Source organism: Microbacterium petrolearium (assembly GCF_054782875.1).
On the sequence record NZ_BAAGRQ010000011.1, the window covers coordinates 15,595 to 32,997 of the forward strand.

Sequence of the window (17,403 nt, forward strand, 5' to 3'; positions counted from 1 at the left end):
GCTCGCGGTATGAGCACGCCCGAGGACCCGTACGCAGCGCTGCTGCGCCTGCGCGCCAGCATCGACAACATCGACGCGGCGCTGGTCTATCTGCTCGCGGAGCGCTTCCGCGCCACGCAGCAGGTGGGGCAGCTGAAGGCGCAGCACGACATGCCGGCCTCCGATCCGGATCGCGAGGCGCGGCAGGTGTCCCGCCTGCGCGAGCTGGCCGAGGCGGCGCACCTCGACCCCGAGTTCGCCGAGAAGTGGTTCAAGTTCGTCGTGGCCGAGGTGATCCGGCATCACGTCGCGGCGGGCGCCGAGGAGAACGAGCGGCCGTGACCGCGCCCGCCGATCCCGCCGCCGAGCAAGGAGCAGCATGACCGTCATCCATCCCGTCCGCACCTACCGCAGCGACGAGCCGCTGCCCCGCGAGCAGCAGCTCGCGTGGAAGATCGCCGAGGTCGCCGCCGATCCGGTCGAGGTCGACGACGACGTGGCGGAGATGATCGTCAACCGCATCATCGACAACGCCGCCGTCGCCGCGGCCTCGCTCACGCGCGGGCCCATCAACGCGGCGCGCGCGCAGGCGCTGGATCACCCCGTCTCGCGCGGCGGGGCGGGATCGACGCTGTTCGGCTGCGCGTTCGACCGGCTCACGAGCCCCGAGTGGGCGGCGTGGGCGAACGGCGTGGCGGTGCGCGAGCTCGACTACCACGACACGTTCCTCGCGGCCGAGTACTCGCACCCGGGCGACAACATCCCGCCGATCCTCGCCGTCGCCCAGCACGCCGGATCGGACGGCCGCGCGGTGCTGCGCGGCATCGCCACGGGCTACGAGATCCAGATGGACCTCGTGCGCGCCATCAGCCTGCACAAGCACAAGATCGACCACGTCGCGCACCTGGGCCCGTCGGCCGCCGCGGGCATCGGGACGATGCTCGGCCTCGACCCGGCCGTCGTCTTCCAGGCCGTGTCGCAGGCGCTGCACACCACCACCGCCACACGCCAGAGCCGCAAGGGCGAGATCAGCACGTGGAAGGCGCACGCTCCCGCCTTCGCCGGCAAGATGGCGGTCGAGGCCGTCGACCGGGCGATGCGCGGCCAGACGAGCCCCTCGCCGATCTACGAGGGCGAGGACGGCGTGATCGCGTGGCTCCTCGACGGTCCGGATGCCCGCTACGAGGTGCCGCTGCCCGCTCCCGGCGAGCCGAAGCGCGCGATCCTCGACTCCTACACGAAGGAGCACTCGGCCGAGTACCAGGCGCAGGCGTGGATCGACCTGGCCCGTCGCCTCGGCGCCGAGCGCCCCGAGATCCGCGACCCGCGCAACGTCGAGAGCATCGTGCTGCACACGAGCCACCACACGCACGTCGTCATCGGATCGGGATCGGGCGACCCGCAGAAGTACGACCCGACCGCGTCGCGCGAGACGCTGGACCACTCGATCCCGTACATCTTCACGGTGGCGCTGCAGGATGGCGGCTGGCACCACGTCGACTCGTACGCGCCCGTGCGCGCGGCGCGGCCCGACACCGTCGAGCTGTGGCGCAAGGTGACCACGGCGCTCGACGACGAGTGGACGCGCCGCTACCACTCGGAGGACCCGGACGAGAAGGCGTTCGGCGGGCGGGTGGAGATCCGCCTGGCCGACGGATCCACGGTCACGGACGAGATCGCCGTGGCCGACGCCCATCCGCTCGGCGCCCGGCCGTTCGCCCGTGCCGACTACATCCGCAAGTTCCGCCTGCTGGCCGAGCCCGCGCTCGAGCCGGACGAGATCGACCGCTTCCTCGACCTCGCCCAGCGCCTGCCCGAGCTCACGGCCGACGAGGTGCGGCGCCTCACGATCGTGGCGCGCCCCGGCCTGCTCGAGCAGGCGCCGAGCCCGAGGGGACTGTTCTGATGCTGTACGCCCAGACCCCGGCGCACGAGAAGCGGCGCCTGTTCCGCGAGCGGCTGGACTCGGGCGAGCTGCTGCGGTTCCCCGGCGCGTTCAACCCGCTGTCGGCCCGGCTGATCGAGCGCAAGGGCTTCGACGGCGTGTACATCTCGGGCGCGGTGCTGTCGGCCGACCTCGGGCTGCCCGACATCGGCCTCACCACGCTCACCGAGGTGGCCGGCCGCGCGCAGCAGATCGCGCGGATGACCGAGCTGCCCGCGATCGTCGATGCCGACACCGGCTTCGGCGAGCCGATGAACGTCGCCCGCACCGTGCAGACGCTCGAGGACGCGGGCCTGGCCGGCTGCCACATCGAGGACCAGGTCAACCCCAAGCGCTGCGGGCACCTCGACGGCAAGGAGGTCGTCGACGAGCACACGGCGCTGCAGCGCATCCGGGCCGCCGCAGACGCGCGGCGCGACCCGAACTTCCTGATCATGGCCCGCACCGACATCCGCGCGATCGAGGGCCTGGACGCCGCCGTGGAGCGCGCGAAGAAGCTCGTCGACGCGGGCGCGGACGCGATCTTCCCCGAGGCGATGGCCGACCTGGCCGAGTTCGAGGCCGTCGCCAAGGCCGTGGACGTGCCGATCCTGGCCAACATGACCGAGTTCGGCAAGAGCGACCTGTTCAGCGTCGACCAGCTGCGCGACGCGGGCGTGCGGATCGTGATCTGGCCCGTCTCGCTGCTGCGGATGGCGATGGGCGCGGCGGAGCGGGCGCTCGATACCCTGAACGACGAGGGCCGGCTCACGTCTCGCCTCGGCGAGATGCAGCACCGCGCCGACCTGTACGACCTGCTCGACTACGCGGGCTACAACACCTTCGATTCGGGCATCTTCGACTTCGAGATCACCAGGTGATCCGACGGATCTGCAAGGGAGCGAGATCGTGACGGACGAGATCAGGAAGGGCCTCGCCGGGGTCGTCGTCGACACCACCGCGGTGTCGAAGGTCAACCCGGAGACGAACAGCCTGCTGTACCGCGGCTATCCGGTGCAGCAGCTGGCCGCGACGCAGCCGTTCGAGGCGGTCGCGCACCTGCTGTGGCATGGCGAGCTGCCCACGGGCGAAGAGCTGGCCGCGCTGCGCGCCGAGGAGCGCAGGCATCGCGCGCTCGCCCCCGAGGTGCGGGCCGCGATCGACCTGCTGCCGCTCGAGGCGCACCCGATGGACGAGGCGCGCACGGCCGTGAGCGTGATCGGCGCGCGCGACACCGCGGGATCCGGGTCGGTGATGGACGCGCTCGGCACGCCCGAGGAGAACCTCGCGCGCAGCGTGCGGCTGTTCGCCGCGCTGCCGGCCATCGTCGCGTACGGCCAGCGCCGCCGCCGCGGGCAGGAGCTCATCGCGCCGCGCGACGACCTCGACTACGCCGCGAACTTCCTCTGGATGACGTTCGGCGAGGAGGCGCATCCGGTCGTCGTCGACGCCTTCAACCGCTCGATGATCCTGTACGCCGAGCACTCGTTCAACGCCTCGACCTTCACCGCCCGCGTCGTGACCTCGACGCTGAGCGACCTGTACTCGGCCGTCGTGGGGGCGATCGGGGCGCTGAAGGGCCCCCTGCACGGCGGCGCGAACGAGGCGGTGCTGCACATCTTCGACGAGATCGGATCGGCCGAGAACGTCGTGCCGTGGCTCGAGAAGGCGCTCGCCGAGAAGCGCAAGATCATGGGCTTCGGGCACCGGGTGTACAAGCGCGGCGACTCGCGCGTGCCCACGATGCAGGTGGCACTCGAGAGCCTGGCCGCGCACTACGACCGGCCCGACGTGCTCGAGCTCTACCGCACGCTCGAGCGCGAGTTCGTCGAGCGCAAGGGCATCTACCCGAACCTCGACTACCCGTCGGGCCCGGCCTACAGCCTCATGGGATTCGACACCCTCACCTTCACGCCGCTGTTCATCGCGGCGCGCGTGACGGGGTGGACGGCGCACATCATGGAGCAGCAGGCGTCCAACGCCCTCATCCGCCCGCTCTCGGAGTACAACGGCCCGGACGAGCGGCACGTGCAGGGCTACGAGCCGACCGAGGCCGAGCGCGAGGCGCTGCAGCGCGAGGCCGAGTCCGGCTGAGCCGCGCGCAATCGCACAGATCCCGCACCGCCTCCCAGGGTCCGGTCGAATCCCTGGGAGGAAGCGCGAGATCTGTGCGCGACGGCGCGGCCGCCGGAGGTGCCGGCTACACCGTCGCCTTGCGGAGCGTGGCGTAGGCGCCCACCGACAGCACCGCCGTGAGGAGCAGGCCCCACAGCGTCAGCACGAGCGGACCCGTCTGGGCGAACCACGTGATGACGGGCTCCCACGACTCGGTGCGCGTGATCACGAAGATCGCGACCACGAGGGCGAGGCCGAGCACGACGAGCACGCTCGTGAGCACGAGGGTTCCGAAGCGCTTCCAGATGGTGCCGATCCAGAAGCCCACGACGTACAGCAGCAGCGTGATGGTGAAGTAGATGAGCCAGGCGGACGCCCACCCGGGCTCGAAGAACCACTCCAGATAGGCGATGCGCCCGTTCAGGCCGTACCCGTTCGTCGCGGCCTCGATGGCCGCCAGGGCCAGGAAGATCGTGGCCATCATCGCCGCGCCGATCGCGCCGACGATGACCGTTCCGACGAAGAACTCCCGCCGGGTGATGCTCATCGCCTGGGAGAAGGGGAAGCTCAGGGTCATCGCCTGGATGCCGATGGCGAGGAAGTACCACAGAGGTGCGTTGGCGCCCCCGGCCACCTTGACCTCGCCGCCGGGCACCATGCCGAAGATGAGCAGCGAGATCGCGATGGCGGCGCCGAGGATCAGCAGCGGCACCCACACGAACGACTGGGCGTTGATCAGCTGCAGGCGCACGACGTTCAGGGTGCGGCCCGCGAGGCTGCGGCGGGCGGGGGCGGTGGCGGTGGTCATCGCAGTGCTCCTTCGGTGCTGGTGTGTTCGATGCCGGCCGTGGCGCTCGCAGCCTCATGCTGGGTGAGGCGCACGATCAGCTGCTGGAGCGGCACGGGCGCGAAGTCGAGGCCCGCCGCGGCGACCTCCCGGCGCTCGGCATCCGTGAGCTCCCCGAGGAAGGTGACCGAGGCGACGCGTCCCAGCGACTCGCGGTGCAGCACCTCGCGGCCGCGCACGAAGCGCTCCGTCTGCTCGGCGTCGCCCACGATGTTCGTGGCCTGCCTGCGGGCCTCGTCGACCGACTGGTCCATGAGGATCCGGCCGCGGTCGATCACCAGCACCCGCTCGATGAGGTTGGAGATCTCGTCGATGAGGTGGCTCGAGAGGATGATCGTGCGCGGGTGCTCCGCGTAGTCCTGCAGCAGGCGGTCGTAGAAGATCTGGCGCGCCACCGCGTCGAGGCCGAGGTACGGCTCGTCGAAGAACGTGATCTCGGCGCGCGAGGCGAGCCCGATGATCACGCCCACGGCCGAGAGCTGGCCGCGCGAGAGCTTCTTGGTGATGGTCTTCAGCGGCAGCTGGAAGTCGTCGATGAGCTCGTCGGCCAGCCCCTGATCCCAGTTCGGGAAGAACAGCCGCGCGGAGGCGAAGGCCGTCTTGGCGTTCGCCTCGTCCGGGTACTTCTGGCTCTCGCGCACGAAGCACATGCGGTTGAGCACGCGCGCGTTCTCGTAGGGGTTCTCGCCGAAGACCCTGACGGACCCGCTCGTGGCGAAGTTCTGCGCGGTCAGGATCGACATCGCCGTGGTCTTGCCGGCGCCGTTGCGGCCGAGGAAGCCGTAGATCGCATCGCGCTGGATGGTGAAGCTCACATCGTCGAGCGCGAGCTTGTCCTTGTAGCGCTTGGTGAGGTTCTGCACCTCGATGACGGGGTCCATCATGGTCCTTCCGTGTCAGGGGGTGGGCTGGTTCGCGTGCTCGCTGATGAGCGCGCGGACGTCGTCGGGGGCGAGGCCGATGCGGCGGGCCTCGTTGAGCAGCGGCAGCACGTAGGCGTCGGCGAAGGCGGCACGCCGCTCGGCGAGCAGCAGCTCGCGGGCGCCCTCGGCGACGAACATGCCGATGCCGCGGCGCTTGTACAGCACGCCCTTCTCGACGAGCATGTTCACTCCCTTCGCCGCCGTGGCCGGGTTGATGCGATGGAACGCGGCGAGCTCGTTCGTCGACGGCGCCTGCGTCTCCTCGGGCAGGGTGCCGTCCACGATCTCGTCCTCCACCCGCTCGGCGATCTGGAGGAAAAGGGGCTTGCCGTCGTCTGGCACCGCGTCTCCCGTCGGTTTGTCGGTTAGTTACTCGACTAATGAACCATGGAACCGAGGGGATGTCAACGGGTCCCGGAAGCGAGCCGCGGCGGGCGGAGTAGGGTGGCGAAGGTGGGCAGCAGAATCCCGTCGATCGCCGAGGTTGCGGGCGACGCCGGTCGATTCACGGACTACAGCGTCCCCGACGCCGGCATCCGCGCCCTCTACACGCAGGAGAGCATCTGGCAGGCGTGGCTCGACGTCGAGGCGGCGCTGGCCCAGGCGGAGGCCGAGCTGGGCGTCGTCCCGGCGGACGCGGCGGCGCGGATCACCGAGGTCGCGCGGCTCGAGAACCTCGATCTCGCCCGCGTCGTCGAGGGCATGCGCATCCAGGGGCATCCGCTCGTGCCGCTCATCGAGGAGCTCGTGCGCGTGGCCGGCGAGCCGGCGGGCGGCTGGGTGCACTGGGGCGCGACGAGCCAGAACATCACGCAGTCGGGCAACGCGATCCTCATCAAGCGCGCGCATCGGATCATCGATCAGCTGCTGCTGGACTGCCTGGAGGCGATGGCCGATCTCGCGGAGCGCTCGGCGACCATGATCATGCCGGGTCGCACGCACGGCCAGCACGCCGTGCCCATCACGTTCGGCCTCAAGGTGGCCACGTGGATCGACGACTTCCTGCGCGGCCACGACCGCATCCGCCGGGGCGTGCAGCCGTGCCTGCGGGTGATGATGGCCGGCGCCGTCGGCAGCTTCGGGTCGCTCGGGTCCATCGGCCCGAAGGTGCAGCAGCGCGTGGCCGAGAAGCTGCGGCTCGAGCCCATGCCCGTGCCCTCGCGGGCGCTGCTGTCGCCGCAGTCGGCGTACATCTCCGACCTCGCGCTCGTCGCGGCCTCGGCCGGCCGCGTCGCGATCGAGATCGAGACGGGCATGCAGACGGAGTTCGGCGAGGTGTCCGAGCCCGTGCCCGAGGGATCGGTGGGCAGCTCGACCATGCCGCACAAGCGCAACCCCAAGCTGTGCGCCGACGTGCTCGACCTGTCGGCGCAGCTGCGCGCGCTGGCCCCCGAGGCCGTGGGCGCGGTGATCCACCCGCACGAGGCCGACGGCGGGGCGACCGCCAAGCTCGAGACCACCATGGCGAACGCCCTCATCGCGATGGGCGACATGCTCATGCGCCTGAAGATCGTGCTGCGGGGCCTCGACCTGTTCCCCGACCGGATGCGCCGCAACCTGGAGCTCAGCGGCAACATGATCGGCTCCGAGGCGGTCATGCTCGCGCTGGGCGAGGAGATCGGACGGGACGAGGCGCACCGGATCGTGTACGAGATCGCGATGCAGGCGATTCGCACCGACGAGGACGACTTCGAGGAGCTGCTCATCGACGACGAGCGCGTGGCCGGCGCGCTCTCGGCCCCGCAGATCCGCGACCTGCTCGATCCGGCCAAGCACGTCGGCCTCTCGCCGCAGATAGCCCGCGACGCCGCCCACCGCGCCCGCGAGGCCGTCGCCGGACGCTGAGCTCAGGCGCCCTCGGCCAGCCGGCGGATGACGTCGCCGGCCGGGCCCTCGGGCGCCGCGCGGAAGCCCGTGCCCGCCCACAGGTGCACGAGGTCGGGGTCGCCGGCCCGGACGGCCGCCTGCCGCAGCTCGCGCGTGAGGCGGTGCACGGCGGGGTAGGCGACGGGGGCGAGCGCGCTGTAGGCGTCGGTGAACCGGTTGCGCAGGGATCGCGCCGGGCGCCCGGTGAACGCGCGAGTGACCACCGTCTCGGTGAAGCGGGGATCGGCCAGTGCCGCGCGGTGCACCTCGGTCGTCCCCGCCTCGTCGGTGCGCAGCAGCAGGGTGCCGACCGCGACCGCTTCGGCGCCGGCCTCGAGCAGCCGCCGCACGGTATCGGGGCCGTCGACGCCCCCGGCGGCGACGATCGGAAGGCTGACCGCGGTGCGCACGTGCGCGACGACTTCGGCCGTCGGGACGTGCCCCGGCATCCGCTCGGGCTGATGCGTGGCGCTGTGGCCGCCGGCGTCGGGCCCCTGCACCACCAACCCGTCGACCCCGGCGTCGCGTGCGGTCAGCGCCTCCTGCGTCGTCGTGACGCTCGCGAGCACGCGAGACCCGGCGCGCTGCAGCGCGGCGATGTCGTCGGCGGAGGGCAGGCCGAACGTCAGCGACACGACGGGCACCGGATCCTCGGTGAGCAGGGCGAGCTTCTCGGCCCAGGAATCGTCATCGGTCCTCGGCGCGGCATCGAGGGTGAGGTCGTACCGCTCGGCCTCGGGACGCAGTGCCTCGGCGTATGCGGCCAGGGCGGCCGGGTCGGGCTCCTGTGCGGACGGCACGAACAGGTTCACGCCGAACGGACCGCCGTGGGCGCGCAGGCGCGAGAGCTGCTCGCCGAGGTCGGCCGGCGACGTGTAGCCGCCCGCGAGGAACGGGAACCCGCCGGCATCGCTGACGGCCATCGCCAGTTCGACGGTCGTCGGGCCTCCGGCCATGGGCGCGGCTGCGACGGGCAGACGGGATTCGAGCAGGGTAGAGGGCATCCATCGCTCCTTCCGGTGATCACACGCCACGCTACGTTGCGCATGGTCGCCGGTACACAGGCCTGGGGCGTGGGAGGACCGCCGAGCCGCGCTGGCCGGCCCTACGCGGGATAGACGAGGCGGAACCGTTCGCACACGACGGGCATCCGCTCGTCGAAGCCGCGGTCGTGTCGGGCGTTCTCGGTGAAGAAGCGCCGGTGGATGGCCCGCCACGAGGCCAGGCTGCGGTCGTCCTCGCCCTCGGCGCGGGCGTGCTCGGCCGTGACCTCGTCGAACGGCACCGTCTCGACGCTGACGGTCTGGATGACGGCGCGCGGCACGCCGGAACCGTCGAGGATCACGTCGAGCTCGCTGACACGCGTCACGTCCTCGCCCGCCGCGTCGTAGTCCCACAGCGAACCGGATGTGCCGGTCTTCAGGCCCGCGAGCACGAGCGCGAGCAGCCCGTCGGCGTGCTCGGGCGTGGCGCCGAACCCCCACACCCGATCGGCGTTCGGCGGCTCCGCGGGCAGTTCGGGGACCGCGCTGCGCGCCTCACGCCAGAACCGCGCGACGGACTGCGGCGAGGGCATCGGGATCACCCGTGAAGTCTAGGCCGAGTCCGATGTCGGACGCCGTCCCGGCCGGCGCGGGCGCCGAGAGGTCGCCCGACAAGCGGCCGGCGACGATGGCTCGGGTGGCCGCGGCGGCGAGGACGGTGGGCGCGAGGGCAGCGCGCGGACGATACGCTCTTCGGGTGCGCCACCGTCGAGGTCGCGCCGTTCCCCGCCGCGATTCATCCGCGGCACGTGGCACCCGATGCTGATGGAGAGCCCCATGCCGCAGCTGCACCCTCACCTCGTGCCGATCTTCGACGAGATCGTTCGGCGCAATCCAGGCGAACCCGAGTTCCGCCAGGCGGCCCAGGAGGTGCTCGAGAGTCTCGGGCCCGTGGTCGAAAGGCACCCGAAATACGCCGATGCCGAGGTGATCCGGCGACTGTGCGAGCCGGAGCGGCAGATCATCTTCCGGGTGCCGTGGGTGGACGACGCCCGTCGCACCCAGGTCAACCGCGGGTTCCGCGTCGAGTTCAACTCGGCCCTTGGCCCCTATAAGGGCGGCCTGCGGTTCCACCCGTCCGTCAACCTCGGCATCGTGAAGTTCCTCGGCTTCGAGCAGATCTTCAAGAACTCGCTCACCGGCATGCCGATCGGGGGCGGCAAGGGCGGTAGTGACTTCGACCCCAAGGGGAAGTCCGACGACGAGGTGATGCGCTTCTGTCAGTCCTTCATGACCGAGTTGTACCGCCACATCGGTGAGCACACCGATGTCCCGGCGGGCGACATCGGTGTCGGCGGTCGCGAGATCGGCTACCTCTTCGGTCAGTACAAGCGGATCACCAATCGCTACGAGTCGGGCGTGCTCACCGGAAAGGGCATCACGTGGGGCGGCTCCCTCGTGCGCACTGAGTCGACCGGCTATGGAACGGTCTTCTTCGCCGAGGAGATCCTTCGCACCTCGGGCGATTCGTTCGAGGGCAAGCGCGTGGTCGTCTCCGGCGCGGGCAATGTCGCCACGTACGCGATCGAGAAGGTGCACCAGCTCGGCGGCACCGTCGTGGCGTGCTCCGACTCGAGCGGCTACGTCGTCGACGAGGCCGGGATCGACCTGGACGTGCTCAGGGAGGTCAAGGACATCCGCCGCGCTCGCATCGGCGAGTACGCGGACGCGCGCACGGGTGCGGTCTTCGTGGCGGACGGCTCCATCTGGGACGTCGCCGCCGATGTGGCGATCCCGTCGGCCACACAGAACGAGCTGGATGAGCGCGGCGCCGAAGCGCTCATCCGCGGCGGCGTCAAAGTGGTGGCCGAGGGTGCCAACATGCCCACGACGCCGCAGGCGATCCGCGTGCTGCGCGAGGCCGGGGTGACCTTCGCCCCGGGCAAGGCCGCCAACGCCGGCGGTGTGGCGACGAGCGCCCTGGAGATGCAGCAGAACGCCTCGCGCGACGCGTGGACTTTCGAGCACACCGAAGAGCGCCTGCAGGACACCATGCGGTTGATCCACGACCGCTGCCTCGAGACCGCCGACGAGTACGGCGCGCCCGGTGACTACGTGGTGGGAGCCAACATCGCGGGATTCACGAAGGTCGCCGACGCGATGCTCGCCCTCGGCGTGATCTGATCCCGCCGCGGTCGCGTCGGACGGGCGTGCGACCGGCCGCGTGCGGTCGGAGCGGCACCGCGCTGGGCGGGAACCGCCCCTCCGGCGCCGCGCTCAGTAGTCGCGACCGGCGCCCGCCGATGCGGTGACGGGGAAGATGCGCGGGGCGGGGAACCCGGCCGCCGCGAACGCGTCGGTCACGGCGCGCGCGACGCGCTCCTCCGATCCCGTCTCGACGAGCGCGATCGCCGCGCCGCCGAAGCCGCCGCCCGTCATCCGCGCGCCGATCGCGCCGGCGGAGACGGCCGTGTCGACGGCGGTGTCGAGCTCGGCGACCGAGATCTCGAAGTCGTCGCGCATCGAGGCGTGCGAGGCCAGCAGCAGCTCGCCGATCGCGCGGGGACCGCGCTCGCGCAGCGTGCGGACCGTGTCGATCACGCGCTGGTTCTCGGTGACGATGTGGCGCACGCGGCGGTAGGTGACCTCGTCGAGCACCTCGCGCGCGCGGGGCAGGTCGTCCACCGTCACGTCGCGCAGCGCCGGCACCCCGAGCAGCCGCGCGCCGCGCTCGCAGGCCTCGCGCCGGTCGCGGTAGCCGCCCGTGGAGTGGGCGTGCGCCACCTGCGTGTCGATGACGAGCAGCTTCAGCCCCTCGCCGGCGAAGCCCAGCTCGACCGTCTCGAACTCGAGCGAGCGGCAGTCCAGGAAGGTGGCGGCGTCGGGGCGGCCGAGCATCGACGAGACCTGATCCATGATCCCGGTCGGCGCTCCGACGGCCTCGTTCTCGGCCGTGCGCCCGATCTGCGCGAGCTGGATGCCCTCGAGGCCCAGCTGCCACAGCTCGTCCAGCGCGAACGCCGTCGCGCCCTCGATCGCGGCGGACGACGACAGCCCGGCGCCGACGGGCACGTCGCTGGCGAACGCGATGTCGAGGCCGACCGCCGTGTGCGGGGCGCGCGCCGCCGCGTCGAGCGCGGCCCACGCCACGCCGAGCGGGTACGCTGCCCATTCCGGCACGGCACCGCGATGGACGGCGGCGCCCGCCTCTCCCGCGAACACCGCGGCCAGCTCCGCGATCGGCACCTCGACGGGGTGGTCGGGATCGAACGTGGACGCGACGCGGATGATGCCGTCGGTGCGCGGCGCGACCGCCGCGTAGGTGCGGCGGTCGATCGCGAACGGCAGCACGAAGCCCTCGTTGTAGTCGGTGTGCTCGCCGATCAGGTTCACGCGTCCCGCGGACGACCAGACGCCGGCCGCGGGCGCGTCGCTCAGCGCGGCGAGGAGGGCGCGGGCCTCGTCGAGCGCGCTCACGCGATCTCCCCCACCTCGGCCACGGCCGCGCGCAGGCGCTCGGCGGACTGCTCGGGCGGGATGTCGCCGATCCACGCGCCCATCGCGGCCTCCGATCCGGCGAGGAACTTCAGCTTGTCGGCCGCGCGGCGCGGCGAGGTGAGCTGCAGGTGCAGGCGGGCGCTGTCGCGCGCGACCCGCACGGGCGCCTGGTGCCAGGCGGCGATGTAGGGGGTCCCACCCGCGAACGCGGCCGTCGGCGGGGTGCTGTACAGGCGGTCCACGCCGCGCAGCAGGCGCAGGTACACGCGGGCGAGCTCGTCGCGCTCGGCGCCCGTGAGCTCGGCGAAGTCGGCGGCGTGGCGACGCGGAGCGAGGTGCACCTCGACGGGCCAGCGCGCCGCGAAGGGCACGTACGCGAGCCAGTGCTCGGCCTCGAGCACGACGCGCGGGCCCGCCTGCTCGAAGTCCAGGATGCGCGCGAACAGGTCGCGGCCCTCCCGCTCGATCGACTGCAGCAGCAGCTGCGTGCGCGGCGTGATGTACGGGTAGGCGTAGATCTGGCCGTGCGGGTGATGCAGGGTGACGCCGATCGCCTCGCCGCGGTTCTCGAAAGGGAACACCTGCTGCACGCCCGGCAGCGCCGAGAGCGCCTCGGTGCGATCGGCCCACGCCTCGATCACGGTGCGGGCGCGCGTGACGGGCTGGGTGCCGAACGATCCCTCGCGCTCGGGGCTGAAGCACACGACCTCGCAGCGGCCGACCGAGGTGAACGTGCGGCCGAGACCGGGGGCGTCCAGATCGCCCGGCGGGTTCTCGCCGGCCGGGGCCTCGCCCACGGCCTCCGCGAGGGCGGGACCGAACGAGGGCGAGCGGTTCTCGAACACGACGACGTCGTACACGTCGGGCACCTCCGACGGGTTCGTCGGGGTCTGCGGGGCGAGCGGATCGAGGTCGGCGGGCGGCAGGTGCGCGCGGTTCTGGCGCGCCGCGGCCACCGAGATCCAGTCGCCCGTGAGCACGTCGCGCCGCATCGTCGCCGTGGCGGGGCGCGGATCGAGCGTGCGCTCGTCGACGCGACGCTCGGCGGGCAGCGTCGTGCCGGCGTCGTCGAAGTAGATGAGCTCGCGACCGTCGGGCATGCGCGTGGCGCGCTTGACGACGCCCGCACCGAGCGGGATGGGGGTGGGTGTCACGACGGTGGGAGTCACGACGCGATCCTATCGAGGCGCGGTGGCCCGCCCGCGCGGTCAGCCCTCGATCTCGGGCGCGACCTTCCGCTCCAGCACCTCGATCGCGTCGTCGGAGACGGCGATGAGCCCGTCGAGCTCCTCGCGCACGCGCTTGTATGCCACCTGGCGCTCGGCGGCGGTGGCGGATCGGTCGACCGCCGTCTGCAGCAACTGACGGGCGCGATCGAGGCGCCGCCGCTCGGCATCGGTGAAGCCCGTGTCGCGCACGCGGCGGGCGTGCTGCTCGGCGATGTCGAAGGCCACTTCGAAGTCGTGCACGGCGTCGCGGTACGCCGCGAACGTCTCGGCGTCGACACGCGCGTCGGCGGTGGTCGGCCGGAGCCCGTCGGCGACCTTCTTGGCGCGCAGGAAGGCGGCGGTCAGCTCCTCGCGGCCGTCGCTCATGGTGGGGAAGGCGATGAGCTTGGCCACGTCGAGCTCGTAGTCCAGCCAGCGCTTCGTCACCTCGTCGTGGGTGCTCATGAGGCGCTCGAGGCGCGCGGCGCGGCCCTCGGCGTCCGCGCGCTCGACGGCCTCGACGTCGTGCTCCTGGCCCGCCGGGATCGCCGGCAGCGCCGTGCCCTTCTCGATCGCCTTCGCGCGCGCCTTCGCCTCGATCAGCTCGAGCTTGCGGCGGTGATCCCGCTCCGCCTGCTTGTCGAACCAGCCGGTCGCCGATCCGAGCACGCCGACGGCCGCTCCCCCGACGGGGAAGACCAGCCACCAGTACCCCGCGACGAACTCCCAGAATCCCACGCCGCCACTCTAGGGCCACCGGGCCGGGGGACCTCGTTCCGCGAACCCGTGCTCGTCAGCCGAGCCCGCGCCGGATCGGGCGCGGGCTCGCGGATCGAGCGCGGGCTCGCGGTCTCCGCCGTCGACCGAGCTCAGCCGAACAGCAGGGCGAAGGCCGAGGCGCCGCCGCCGGTCACGAGCAGGGCGACGATCACGACCCAGGCGACCGTGCGCACGCGCCGGTTGCGGCGGTCGAGCGAGACCGACGGCTCGTCGTCGTCCGGCTCGAGCTCGGAGTGGTTGATGAGGGTCACACGGGCTCCGCGACGGTCTCGCCGAAGTAGCGGGGCAGCGTCGAGGTCGACAGCGCGCGCAGCTCGGCGACCGAGAGGGTGAAGTGGTCCTGGATCTCGAGATCCGGCACGGTGTCGGTCACGCCGATGCGCAGCACGGGATAGTCGCGGCCGGCGCACAGCCCGCGGAACTTCACGTCGTCCTCGCGCGGCACCGAGACGAGCACGCGGCCCGTGGACTCGGAGAACAGCGCGGCGGCGGCGTCGACGCCGTCGCGCTCCATGAGCTCCGTCAGCCAGACGCGGGCGCCCACGCCGAAGCGCATCACGCACTCGGCGAGGGCCTGCGCGAGGCCGCCCTCCGAGAGGTCGTGCGCGCTCGAGATGAGCCACTCGTCGTTCGCCGCGCTCAGCAGCCCGGCCAGGCGCTTCTCGGCGGCCAGGTCGACCGCCGGCGGGCGGCCGCCGAGGTGGCCGTGCACGACGTCGGCCCACGCCGATCCGCTCAGCTCGGTGGCGGTCACGCCCAGCAGGTAGATGTTCTGACCCGGGTCCTGCCAGCCGCTCGGCACGCGGCGCGAGACGTCGTCGATCACGCCGAGCACGCCGACCACGGGAGTGGGGTGGATCGGGGTGTCCCCGGTCTGGTTGTAGAACGACACGTTGCCGCCCGTCACGGGCACGCCCAGCTCGAGGCACGCGTCCGACAGGCCCTCGACGGCCTGCGAGAACTGCCACATGACCTCGGGGTTCTCGGGGGAGCCGAAGTTGAGGCAGTCCGTCACCGCGGCGGGCTTCGCGCCCGTGACGGCGACGTTGCGGTACGCCTCGGCCAGGGCCAGCTGCGCGCCCCGGTACGGGTCGAGCTGGCAGTAGCGGCCGTTCGCATCGGTCGCGATCGCGAAGCCCAGGCCCGACTCCTCGTCGACGCGGATCATGCCGGCGTCGTCGGGGAACGACAGCGCCGTGTTGCCGAGCACGTAGTAGTCGTACTGGTTCGTGATCCAGCTGGTGTCGGCGAGGTTCGGCGAGGCAACCAGCTTCGCGAACTGCTCCTTGAGCTCGGCCGGGTCGGTCGATCGCGGCAGCGCCGACGCACTGTCCTCGCGCAGGGCATCGATCCACGTCGGATATGCGACCGGACGCTCGTACACGGGGCCGTCGACGGCGACGGTCGAGGGGTCGACGTCGACGATGACCTCGCCGTTCCACGTGATGACGAGGCGGCCGTCGCCCGTCACCTCGCCGAGCACGCTCGTCTCGACGTCCCACTTGCGCACGACGGCGAGGAACGCGTCGAGCTTCTCGGGCGCGACGATCGCCATCATGCGCTCCTGCGACTCGCTCATGAGGATCTCCTCGGCGGTGAGCGAGGGATCGCGCAGCAGCACGTTGGTGAGCTCGACGTTCATGCCCGATCCGCCGTTGGCGGCCAGCTCGCTCGTGGCGCACGAGATGCCCGCGGCGCCGAGGTCCTGGATCGCCTCGACGAGGTCGTTCCGGTACAGCTCCAGGCAGCACTCGATGAGCACCTTCTCGGCGAACGGGTCGCCCACCTGCACCGCGGGGCGCTTGGTGGGGCCGCCGTCGCTGAACGAGTCGGAGGCGAGGATCGACGCGCCGCCGATCCCGTCGCCGCCCGTGCGGGCGCCGAACAGCACCACCTTGTTGCCGGCGCCGGTGGCGTTGGCGAGGCGGATGTCCTCGTGGCGCATCACGCCGACGGCGAGGGCGTTGACGAGCGGGTTGGCCTGGTAGACCGCGTCGAACACGGTCTCGCCGCCGATGTTGGGCAGGCCCAGGCAGTTGCCGTAGCTCGAGATGCCCGAGACCACGCCGTGCACCACGCGCGCGGTGTCGGGGTGGTCGATCGCGCCGAAGCGCAGCTGGTCCATGACGGCCACGGGGCGCGCGCCCATCGAGATGATGTCGCGCACGATGCCGCCCACGCCGGTCGCGGCGCCCTGGAACGGCTCGATGTAGCTGGGGTGGTTGTGGCTCTCGACCTTGAAGGTCACGGCCCAGCCCTCGCCCACGTCGACGACGCCGGCGTTCTGGCCCATGCCGACCATGAGCTTCTCGTTCATCTCCTCGGAGACCTTCTTGCCGAACTGGCGCAGGTAGATCTTGCTCGACTTGTAGGAGCAGTGCTCCGACCACATCACGGAGTACATCGCGAGCTCGCCGCTGGTGGGGCGGCGTCCGAGGATCTCGCGGATCTTCGCGTACTCGTCCGGCTTGAGTCCGAGAGCCTCGAACGGCTGCTCCTTCTCCGGGGTGGCTGCGGCGTTGGCCACGGTGTCGACGACGTGTTCGGTGCTCACGCGGAGGGGCTCCAGACTCGCGGATGGCGGGATCACCCTCGATTCTAGTTCGGCGAGCCGGGCGTCAAGGGCCGTCCGCTCCGCGTGCGGATGCGGTATCCAGGAGGGGTGAGCGAGCATGCGACCGCGATCGTGGTGATGGGGGTGTCGGGCGTCGGCAAGACGACCGTTGCCCGCGCGCTCGCCGCGCGCCTCGGCGGGGTGTTCGTCGAGGCGGACGATCTGCACGCCCCCGAGGCGCGGAAGCGCATGGCTGCGGGCGAGCCGCTGACAGACGAGGAGCGGATGCCCTGGCTGCGCCGGGTGGGCGATCGGGTCACGGAGGTGGTGGCCGGCGGCGGGCTGCCCGTCGTCGCCTGCTCGGCGCTGCGCCGCCGCTACCGCGAGGCGCTGGTCGAGACGGCGGGCGGCATCGCGTTCGTGCAGCTGTCGGCCGACGCCGATCGCGTCGCGGACCGCCTGGCCGAGCGCACCGGCCACTTCATGCCGCCGTCGCTGCTGGACACCCAGCTGGCGACGCTCGAGCCGCTGGAAAGCGACGAGCGCGGCGCCGTGGTCTCGGCCGCGGGCTCCGTCGACGAGGTCGTGGCGGCCGCCGAGGCGGCCGCACTCCAGCTCCTCGGCGGCCGCGGCCCTGATCCCGCCCCATATGACGAATAAGCACTGGTCCGGAGGCTGGATGGGTGCTTATTCGTCATACGAGCGGAGGGCGCGCCCGGCATAGGA

General features: G+C 71.8%; 17 protein-coding genes. 7 read left to right on the forward strand and 10 right to left on the reverse strand.

The window, feature by feature from the left end; all coding sequences use genetic code 11:
• Nucleotides 1-9 precede the first annotated feature (9 nt).
• Genes ACYVJ0_RS09655 through ACYVJ0_RS09670 form a run of 4 tightly spaced genes read left to right on the forward strand, consistent with a single transcriptional unit; the run spans nucleotide 10 to nucleotide 3,997 of the window.
• A complete protein-coding gene (locus ACYVJ0_RS09655) occupies nucleotides 10-321 on the forward strand; it encodes a chorismate mutase (RefSeq protein WP_449853044.1) in 312 nt (103 codons plus the stop codon).
• 37 nt (nucleotides 322-358) lie between these two features.
• On the forward strand, nucleotides 359-1,885 hold the full coding sequence (locus ACYVJ0_RS09660) for an MmgE/PrpD family protein (RefSeq protein WP_460817544.1): 1,527 nt from the start codon (nucleotides 359-361) through the stop codon (nucleotides 1,883-1,885).
• Nucleotides 1,885-2,784 (forward strand): methylisocitrate lyase, encoded by a 900-nt coding sequence (gene prpB / locus ACYVJ0_RS09665; protein WP_449853046.1) that lies wholly within the window; start codon nucleotides 1,885-1,887, stop codon nucleotides 2,782-2,784. Before ACYVJ0_RS09660 ends, prpB begins: the two co-directional genes overlap by 1 nt.
• Nucleotides 2,785-2,812: 28 nt before the next feature.
• The gene (locus tag ACYVJ0_RS09670; protein WP_460817545.1) at nucleotides 2,813-3,997 is read left to right on the forward strand and encodes a bifunctional 2-methylcitrate synthase/citrate synthase; all 1,185 of its coding nucleotides are present in this window, start codon (nucleotides 2,813-2,815) and stop codon (nucleotides 3,995-3,997) included.
• Between the two features lie 106 nt (nucleotides 3,998-4,103).
• Here ACYVJ0_RS09670 and ACYVJ0_RS09675 read toward each other — a convergent pair whose 3' ends face one another.
• From ACYVJ0_RS09675 to ACYVJ0_RS09685, 3 genes are read right to left on the reverse strand one after another with little or no spacing between them, the layout of a single operon-like run.
• A complete protein-coding gene (locus tag ACYVJ0_RS09675; RefSeq protein ID WP_460817547.1) occupies nucleotides 4,104-4,826 on the reverse strand; it encodes a hypothetical protein in 723 nt (240 codons plus the stop codon).
• Nucleotides 4,823-5,746, reverse strand: a complete 924-nt coding sequence (locus tag ACYVJ0_RS09680; RefSeq protein WP_449853125.1) for an ABC transporter ATP-binding protein — start codon at nucleotides 5,744-5,746, stop codon at nucleotides 4,823-4,825. The genes ACYVJ0_RS09675 and ACYVJ0_RS09680 overlap by 4 nt, the downstream gene beginning before the upstream one ends.
• A gap of 15 nt (nucleotides 5,747-5,761) precedes the next feature.
• Nucleotides 5,762-6,130, reverse strand: coding sequence for a GntR family transcriptional regulator (locus tag ACYVJ0_RS09685; protein ID WP_449853049.1), 369 nt, complete (start codon nucleotides 6,128-6,130; stop codon nucleotides 5,762-5,764).
• Between the two features lie 111 nt (nucleotides 6,131-6,241).
• Here ACYVJ0_RS09685 and ACYVJ0_RS09690 point away from each other — a divergent pair, with 111 nt between their 5' ends.
• Nucleotides 6,242-7,633 (forward strand): class-II fumarase/aspartase family protein, encoded by a 1,392-nt coding sequence (locus tag ACYVJ0_RS09690; RefSeq protein ID WP_460817549.1) that lies wholly within the window; start codon nucleotides 6,242-6,244, stop codon nucleotides 7,631-7,633.
• A gap of 2 nt (nucleotides 7,634-7,635) precedes the next feature.
• Here the strand turns inward: ACYVJ0_RS09690 and ACYVJ0_RS09695 are convergent, their stop codons facing one another.
• Both ACYVJ0_RS09695 and ACYVJ0_RS09700 read right to left on the reverse strand, forming a co-directional pair.
• Nucleotides 7,636-8,658, reverse strand: a complete 1,023-nt coding sequence (locus ACYVJ0_RS09695; RefSeq protein WP_460817550.1) for an NAD(P)H-dependent flavin oxidoreductase — start codon at nucleotides 8,656-8,658, stop codon at nucleotides 7,636-7,638.
• Nucleotides 8,659-8,759: 101 nt separating this feature from the next.
• Nucleotides 8,760-9,230: an ASCH domain-containing protein gene (locus ACYVJ0_RS09700; protein ID WP_449853126.1), complete on the reverse strand. Its 471-nt coding sequence runs from the start codon at nucleotides 9,228-9,230 to the stop codon at nucleotides 8,760-8,762.
• Nucleotides 9,231-9,462: 232 nt separating this feature from the next.
• On the opposite strand from ACYVJ0_RS09700, the gene gdhA reads away from it, so the two are divergent.
• A complete protein-coding gene (gene gdhA / locus ACYVJ0_RS09705) occupies nucleotides 9,463-10,821 on the forward strand; it encodes an NADP-specific glutamate dehydrogenase (protein ID WP_460817552.1) in 1,359 nt (452 codons plus the stop codon).
• Between the two features lie 93 nt (nucleotides 10,822-10,914).
• On the opposite strand, the gene galK is transcribed toward gdhA, so the two are convergent.
• The 5 genes from galK to purL all read right to left on the reverse strand — a co-directional run bounded on the left by galK (nucleotide 10,915) and on the right by purL (nucleotide 16,677).
• Entirely contained in the window at nucleotides 10,915-12,114 is a 1,200-nt protein-coding gene (galK, locus tag ACYVJ0_RS09710) for a galactokinase (protein ID WP_460817553.1), read from the reverse strand.
• Nucleotides 12,111-13,235 (reverse strand): galactose-1-phosphate uridylyltransferase, encoded by a 1,125-nt coding sequence (gene galT / locus ACYVJ0_RS09715; RefSeq protein ID WP_460817609.1) that lies wholly within the window; start codon nucleotides 13,233-13,235, stop codon nucleotides 12,111-12,113. The genes galK and galT overlap by 4 nt, the downstream gene beginning before the upstream one ends.
• Nucleotides 13,236-13,343: 108 nt before the next feature.
• Nucleotides 13,344-14,081: a hypothetical protein gene (locus tag ACYVJ0_RS09720; protein WP_460817555.1), complete on the reverse strand. Its 738-nt coding sequence runs from the start codon at nucleotides 14,079-14,081 to the stop codon at nucleotides 13,344-13,346.
• A gap of 131 nt (nucleotides 14,082-14,212) precedes the next feature.
• The gene (locus ACYVJ0_RS09725; RefSeq protein WP_158231537.1) at nucleotides 14,213-14,374 is read right to left on the reverse strand and encodes a hypothetical protein; all 162 of its coding nucleotides are present in this window, start codon (nucleotides 14,372-14,374) and stop codon (nucleotides 14,213-14,215) included.
• Nucleotides 14,371-16,677, reverse strand: a complete 2,307-nt coding sequence (gene purL, locus ACYVJ0_RS09730; protein ID WP_460817557.1) for a phosphoribosylformylglycinamidine synthase subunit PurL — start codon at nucleotides 16,675-16,677, stop codon at nucleotides 14,371-14,373. Before purL ends, ACYVJ0_RS09725 begins: the two co-directional genes overlap by 4 nt.
• Before the next feature lie 108 nt (nucleotides 16,678-16,785).
• Between purL and ACYVJ0_RS09735 the strand changes: the two genes are divergently transcribed.
• Nucleotides 16,786-17,337 (forward strand): gluconokinase, encoded by a 552-nt coding sequence (locus ACYVJ0_RS09735; RefSeq protein ID WP_449853056.1) that lies wholly within the window; start codon nucleotides 16,786-16,788, stop codon nucleotides 17,335-17,337.
• The last annotated feature ends 66 nt before the right edge of the window (nucleotides 17,338-17,403 follow it).